This is a genomic window from Streptomyces sp. WELS2, from assembly GCF_013870595.1.
GTDB lineage: Bacteria > Actinomycetota > Actinomycetes > Streptomycetales > Streptomycetaceae > Streptomyces.
On sequence record NZ_JACBWZ010000298.1, the window covers coordinates 1 to 6,954 of the forward strand.

Below are 6,954 nucleotides of genomic sequence, written 5' to 3' on the forward strand. Positions count from 1 at the left end.
CCGGGACCACGGCGGCCATACGGACCTGCGCGGTGAACGACCTGTATCTGTCCATGGGCGCCAAGGAGGGCGCGGCCGGATCCCTGTACTGGCCGGTCCGGTTCACCAACACCAGCACGACCAAGTGCGCCCTGCGCGGCTACCCGGGCGTGAGCGCCGTGGACGGCGCCCACCACCGCGTCGGCCCGGCGGCGAAGCACAGCGGCCGGAGCTACGGCACCGTCACCCTCGCCCCCGGCCACTCCGCCTCGGCGGTCCTGCGCACGACCAACGGCCCGGTCGGCGGCGCCTGCGAACGCACCGGCGCCTACCTCCGGGTCTACCCGCCGGCGTCCCGCACCGCGACGCTGGTCCCGGCACCGTGGAAGACCTGCTCGGGGGTGTTCCAGACGGGGCCGGTGAACACCGACGGCGCGTTCTGACCGCCTCGCGGCCGATGCGGGTGGTGGAGGCGCCGGGCGCCTCCACCACCCGTGTCAGACGGCCGGGCGCAAGTGCCGGACGAAGAACCGGACCGCGCTGTCGGCCTCGAACCTGGGCATCTCCTTGTGCCTGCCGGCGTTGGCGTGCAGCGTCTTCTCCCGGGAGGCGAAGGCGTCGAACAGCGCCAGGCTCGACTCGCGGGGGATGTGCTCGTCGTCCCACTGGAAGTGGTACTCGACCGGGATGGTGATCCGTCGCGCGGTCCCGGCCAGGGCGTCTGGCCAGTGGAGGCCGAAGACGGCGGCGGTGATCCGGGGGTCGGCGGCGGCCAGCGGTACGCCGATCGCGGTGGCCATGTTCAGGCCGAAGTAGCCGACCGGTCCGCCGGCGCCGATCTCCGGAAGTTCCTGGAGCGCGTCCAGGACCGCCCGCCACTCGGGTACGGCGCGCTCGGCCAGATGGGCGTTGTAGCGGACGACGACCGGGCCTTCCGGCTCGCCGGCGGCCCGCGCCCGGTACAACTCGGCGATCTCCCGCTCGTCGTGCGGGGTGCGGGGCCGGTCGCCGTGGCCGGGCGCGTCGATGACGGCCACGTGGAAACCGCCGTCGGTCACGAGCCGGTGCGCGCGGCCGGTCATCGCCCGCCACTTCTTGTGCGTACCGCCGCCGTGCCCCATCAGCACCAGGGGCGCACGACCGGCACCGGTCACGGGCGACCAGAGCACACCGGGGATGTCCCCCAGGGTGAAGTCGCGTTCCAGCACGCCGTCCGCCGACGCCTCAGAGGTGAACTGCAAAGTCTGCATGGGATTTGCCCCTTCGAAAGCACTTCCGCCATCGAGGCACTCCCGGCGACCCCTACGTCAGCCACCCGACCGCGACACAGAGGGAGAGCCCCACTCGAACACAACCTTCACGGGTCTCACCTCCCTCTCCGCCATCAGCGATCCCCCGAACCTTAACGCCCGGCCCACGACCGGGCCCAACTCTTTTTCGCCGCCGTGCGCCTGTTGCGGGTGAGCGGTGCGGGGTGCGCGAAGGGGCGGCACCCCCCGCACCGGGGTGCCGCCCCTTCTCTTTCGTGCGCCGGGGCCGTCGCCGATCGGTGAGGGTCGGGGACCGGCGACGGCTCCGGGGTCCGGGGGTCAGCGGTGGTCGCTGCCCGTCGACCGGGTGGCCGCGCGGCCCGCTTCCAGGCGGGCGACCGGGATGCGGAACGGGGAGCAGGAGACGTAGTCCAGGCCCGCCTCGTGGAAGAAGTGGACCGACTCCGGGTCGCCGCCGTGCTCGCCGCAGACGCCCAGCTTGAGGTCGGGGCGGGTACGGCGGCCGGCCTCCGCGGCCGACCTGACCAGGGAGCCGACGCCGTCCTTGTCGATCGTCTCGAACGGGCTGACGCCGAAGATGCCCTTCTCCAGGTACGCCGTGAAGAACGAGGCCTCCACGTCGTCGCGGCTGAAGCCCCACACCGTCTGCGTCAGGTCGTTCGTGCCGAAGGAGAAGAACTCCGCGGCCTCGGCGATCTCGCCCGCCGTGAGGGCGGCGCGCGGGAGTTCGATCATCGTGCCGATGGCCAGCTTGAGCTTCGTGCCCGTCGCCGCCTCGACCTCAGCGATGACCCGGTCCGCGTCCTCGCGGACGATCTCCAGCTCCTGGACCGTGCCGACGAGCGGGATCATGATCTCCGCGCGCGGGTCGCCCTTGGCGGCCTTGCGCTCGGCCGCCGCCTCCGCGATCGCGCGGACCTGCATGGTGAACAGGCCGGGGATGACCAGGCCGAGGCGTACGCCGCGCAGACCCAGCATCGGGTTCTGCTCGTGCAGCCGGTGCACCGCCTGGAGCAGCCGCAGCTCGTTCTCGTGCGGCTCCTGCCGGGACTCCGCGAGGGCCACCCGGACGGACAGTTCCGTGATGTCGGGGAGGAACTCGTGCAGCGGCGGGTCCAGCAGCCGGATCGTCACCGGCAGGCCGTCCATCGCCTCGAACAGCTCCACGAAGTCCTGCCTCTGGAGCGGCAGCAGGGCCTTCAGGGAGGCCTCGCGCTCCTCCTCGGTGTCGGCCAGGATGAGGCGTTCGACCATCTCGCGGCGGTCGCCGAGGAACATGTGCTCGGTGCGGCACAGGCCGATGCCCTGGGCGCCGAAGCGGCGGGCGCGCAGCGCGTCCTCGGCGTTGTCGGCGTTGGCCCGTACCCGCAGCCGGCGCTTGCGGTCGGCGAAGGCCATCATGCGGTGCACGGCCTCCACCAGCTCGTCGGCGTCGTCGGCGCCCGGGTGCATCCGGCCCTCGAAGTACTCCACGACCGGGGACGGCACGACCGGGACCTCGCCCAGGTAGACCTTGCCCGTGGAGCCGTCGATGGAGATCACGTCGCCCTCCTCGACGACGTGCCCGCCGGGCACCGTCATCCGGCGCCGCTTGGTGTCGACCTCCAGCTCCTCCGCACCGCACACACAGGTCTTGCCCATGCCCCGGGCGACCACGGCCGCGTGGGAGGTCTTGCCGCCGCGGGAGGTGAGGATGCCCTCGGCCGCGATCATGCCGTCCAGGTCGTCGGGGTTGGTCTCCCGGCGGACCAGGATGACCTTCTCGCCCGAGCGGGACCACTTCACGGCCGTGTACGAGTCGAAGACCGCCTTGCCGACCGCCGCGCCCGGCGAGGCCGCGATGCCCCGGGCCACCTGCTCGACCTTCGCCTGCTCGTCGAAGCGCGGGAACATCAGCTGGGCCAGCTGGGCGCCGGTGACGCGCTGGAGCGCCTCCGTCTCGTCGATCAGGCCCTGGTCCACCAGCTGCGTGGCGATCCGGAAGGCCGCGCCCGCCGTGCGCTTGCCGACGCGGGTCTGGAGCATCCACAGCCGGCCGCGCTCGATGGTGAACTCGATGTCGCAGAGATCCTTGTAGTGGTTCTCCAGGGTCTCCATGATCTTCATGAGCTGGTCGTACGACTTCTTGTCGATCCGCTCCAGCTCCGCCAGCGGGACGGTGTTGCGGATGCCCGCGACCACGTCCTCGCCCTGGGCGTTCTGCAGGTAGTCGCCGTAGACGCCCTGGTGGCCGGAGGCGGGGTCGCGGGTGAAGGCGACGCCGGTGCCGGAGTCGGGGCCGAGGTTGCCGAAGACCATGGAGCAGACGTTGACGGCGGTGCCCAGGTCGTGCGGGATGCGCTCCTGGCGGCGGTAGAGCCGCGCGCGGTCGCCGTTCCAGGAGTCGAAGACCGCCTTGATGGCGAGGTCCATCTGCTCGCGCGGGTCCTGCGGGAAGTCGCGGCCGGCCTCCTTCTTGACGATCTTCTTGAAGGTGGTGACCAGCTTCTTCAGGTCCGCGGCCTCCAGGTCGGTGTCGACCGTGACCTTCTTGGCGGCCTTGGCCTTGTCCAGGGCCTCCTCGAAGAGGTCGCCGTCGACGCCGAGGACGGTCTTGCCGAACATCTGGATGAGGCGGCGGTAGGAGTCCCAGGCGAACCGCTCGTCGCCGGCCTGCTCGGCCAGGCCCTGCACGGAGGCGTCCGACAGGCCGATGTTCAGGACGGTGTCCATCATGCCGGGCATGGAGAACTTGGCGCCGGAGCGGACCGAGACCAGCAGCGGGTCGTCCGCCTGGCCCAGCTTCTTGCCCATCTTCCGTTCCAGGGCGTCGAGGTGCGCACTCACCTCGTCACGCAGTGCCGCCGGTTCCTCGCCACTTTCGAGGTAGACCTTGCAGGCCTCCGTGGTGATGGTGAAGCCGGGAGGCACCGGCAGACCGAGGTTGGTCATCTCCGCGAGATTGGCACCTTTGCCACCGAGGAGGTCCTTGAGGTCCTTGTTGCCCTCGGTGAAGTCGTAAACGAACTTCGGCGCGTGGGGTTCTTTGTTTTCCGACACGGGTCTCGACTCCTTGAGGCCACGGTGGCTGCCCTGACGGCGAGGAACATACCCAGATCGAAGGTGGTTGGGTACGTCTGCTTGCCCGTCATGCGCCTGTAACCACTCGTCCGCCAGCGGATCGAAAGTCAAGGCTTGGCAAGCCCGACGGAGATTACGTTTTCACTTCTTGAACGCATCACCGCCCACAGGTGCGGTTTCCTGCTCAGATGAGCGCCCACTGGCACGACTGATTTCGATCGCTGAACAGTCAAAGGGTGGCACCCAGTGCCACCCTTTGGAGAAGTGCAGTCGCGCATGATCCGCTCATGTGAGCGCTACCCCTATCAAGGGTGGCGAGAATCACGCTGTCACAGGTCGCCGGATTCCACCATGCGGACGACGCCTCGGACACCAGTCGGAAGCAGAAACACCGGCGTCACAGCCTCATCGCCGGCGTCACACCCCCATCGCCGCGAGCCGCTCCTCCACCCGTTCCGGTGCGTACAGGTGCTCCACCACCAGCGCCCCGGCCCCGACCAGCCCCGCCCGGTCGCCGAGCCGGGAGGTCACCACCTCCAGGTGGGCCGTGGAGCGGGGCAGCGCCCGCTGGTAGAGCAGCTCGCGCACGCCGGTCAGGAACGGCGTCCCGGCCAGGTCGCCCGCGATCATCAGCACGCCCGGGTTGAGCAGGGTCACCACCGTCGCCAGCACGTCCCCGACCCGGCGCCCGGCCTCCCGCGCCAGCGCGGCGGCCTCCGGGTGCCCGGCCGCCAGCAGGTCCCGCACATCGGAGCCGGAGGTGGCGGGCACCCCGGACGCGGCCAGCCGCCGGGCCACCGCGCCACCGCTGGCGACCGCCGCCAGGCAGCCCTGCGAACCGCACCGGCACAGCGCGTCGGCGCCGACCCGGATGTGCCCGATGTCGCCCGCGCCGCCGTCCACGCCCCGGTAGATCGAGCCGTCCACCACCACCCCGGCGCCGATACCGGTGGACACCTTGACCAGCACGAAGGCCGTGCAGTCGGGGTAGCCGGTGCGCTGCTCGCCGTAGGCCATGAGGTTGGCGTCGTTGTCGACCAGCACCGGCACGGCCGCCGCCCCGGTGCGCTCGGTGAAGGCACGCGACATCCGGCCGCGGATGTCGTAGCCGTCCCAGCCCGGCATGATCGGGGGCTGCACCACCCGGCCGGTCTCGCTGTCCACCGGACCCGGCACCGCGAGCCCGATCCCGCACACCTCCTCGGCCCGGTGCCCGGCCTTGGTCAGCAACTCCTCGAACCAGCCGCCGAGTTCGCCGAGAACCGCCTCCGGGCCCTCCTCCACCACCAGCGTGCCCGCCTGCTCGGCGAGGATCTCCCCGGTCAGCGAGAGCACGGCCGCGCGGGCGTGCCGGGTGTCCAGGTCGGCGGCGAGGACCACCGCGTGGGAGTCGTCGAACTCCAGGGTGATGGAAGGGCGTCCGCCGAGTGGCGAGTCGACCGGGCCGCCCGCGCCCTCGCGCAGCCAGCCCGCCCGGAACAGCCGGTCCAGGCGCTGGCCGACGGTGGCCCGGGACAGTCCGGTCGCCTGCTGGAGCGCCCCGCGCGTCACGGCCCGGCCGTTGCGCACGAGGGCGAGCAGATCCCCGGCCCCCGCCTGGCTTCCGCTTCTGCCGGCCCTGCCGCTTCTGCCGGCCCTCCCCGGACGTCCGGTCATGCGCACCCCCTTGTGTTTCTCCAGCTTGCCTTACATTCTGAGTTTTGCGTGTTAAATAGACGTAACCCTACGGTGGTCGCAGCCGAACCCCGCGCGGCCGGACGTCTTCGGGGAGCCCCGAGTGGATCGCACCGCCCAGCTCAGTACCCGTCCCTTCCCGTACGAGATCGCATACGATCCACCGACCGCACCGCCGTCCCCGCACGTCAGGGCCGCCCGGGTGCTGGCGGCGAACTGGACCGGCGCCTCCACGGTCCCGTCCCGGAAGCTGTACCCGCACCAGTGGTCCTGGGACTCCGCGTTCATCGCGATCGGGCTGCGGCACATCTCGCCGGCCCGGGCCCAGACGGAGCTGGAGACGCTGCTGGCCGCCCAGTGGGCCGACGGGCGCGTCCCGCACATCGTCTTCAACCCCTCCGTCCCGCTCGACGCCTACTTCCCCAGCCCCGACTTCTGGCGCTCCTCCACCGCCGGACGCGGCGCGGGCGCCCCGCGCACCGTACAGACCTCCGGCATCGTGCAGCCACCCGTGCACGCGCTGGCCGCCTGGCTGGTGCACCGCGCCGACCCCGCCCTGTCCCGCTCCCGCGGCTTCCTGGCCCGGGTCTACCCGAAGCTGGCCGCCTGGCACCGGTATCTGCTGCACCGGCGCGACCTCGGCGGCGCCGGACTGGTGTCCGTGGTGCACCCGTGGGAGCAGGGCATGGACAACAGCCCCTGCTGGGACGCCCCGCTGGCCCGGATCACCCCGGCCCCGGCCCGCTCCTTCCGCCGCGCCGACCTCGATCACGGCGCGGCGGAGGACCGTCCGACCGACCTGGACTACGGCCGGTACGTGCGGCTGGCCGCCGACTACCGGGACCGCGGATACCGGGACGGGCCGGGTGGGCGATACGGCGCCGGCGGCGGGGAGTTCGCCGTGGAGGACCCGGCGTTCAACGCCCTGCTGATCGCCTCCGAGCACGCCCTGGCGCGGATCGCCGAGGAG

The 6,954-nt window shown here is 71.6% G+C and carries 5 protein-coding genes; 2 read left to right on the plus strand and 3 right to left on the minus strand.

Features of this window, described 5'->3' with window-relative positions:
* A partial coding sequence (locus H5J33_RS18315; RefSeq protein ID WP_220212479.1) for a DUF4232 domain-containing protein occupies positions 1 to 422 on the plus strand: 422 nt, incomplete at its 5' end.
* Between the two features lie 54 nt (positions 423 to 476).
* Here the strand turns inward: H5J33_RS18315 and H5J33_RS18320 are convergent.
* From H5J33_RS18320 to H5J33_RS18330, 3 genes are all read right to left on the minus strand, one after another.
* Positions 477 to 1,229 (minus strand): dienelactone hydrolase family protein, encoded by a 753-nt coding sequence (locus tag H5J33_RS18320; protein ID WP_181796015.1) that lies wholly within the window; start codon positions 1,227 to 1,229, stop codon positions 477 to 479.
* 339 nt (positions 1,230 to 1,568) lie between these two features.
* Entirely contained in the window at positions 1,569 to 4,289 is a 2,721-nt protein-coding gene (gene ppdK / locus H5J33_RS18325; protein WP_181796016.1) for a pyruvate, phosphate dikinase, read from the minus strand.
* Positions 4,290 to 4,727: 438 nt separating this feature from the next.
* Positions 4,728 to 5,966: an ROK family protein gene (locus tag H5J33_RS18330; RefSeq protein WP_181796017.1), complete on the minus strand. Its 1,239-nt coding sequence runs from the start codon at positions 5,964 to 5,966 to the stop codon at positions 4,728 to 4,730.
* Between the two features lie 121 nt (positions 5,967 to 6,087).
* On the opposite strand from H5J33_RS18330, the gene H5J33_RS18335 reads away from it, so the two are divergent.
* A partial coding sequence (locus H5J33_RS18335) for an MGH1-like glycoside hydrolase domain-containing protein (protein ID WP_399552861.1) occupies positions 6,088 to 6,954 on the plus strand: 867 nt, incomplete at its 3' end.

Bases quoted from the DNA above. Each gene is read 5' to 3' on its own strand.
- H5J33_RS18330 (WP_181796017.1), bottom strand. From the start codon at position 5,966: ATGACCGGACGTCCGGGGAGGGCCGGCAGAAGCGGCAGGGCCGGCAGA.
- H5J33_RS18320 (WP_181796015.1), bottom strand. From the start codon at position 1,229: ATGCAGACTTTGCAGTTCACCTCTGAGGCGTCGGCGGACGGCGTGCTG.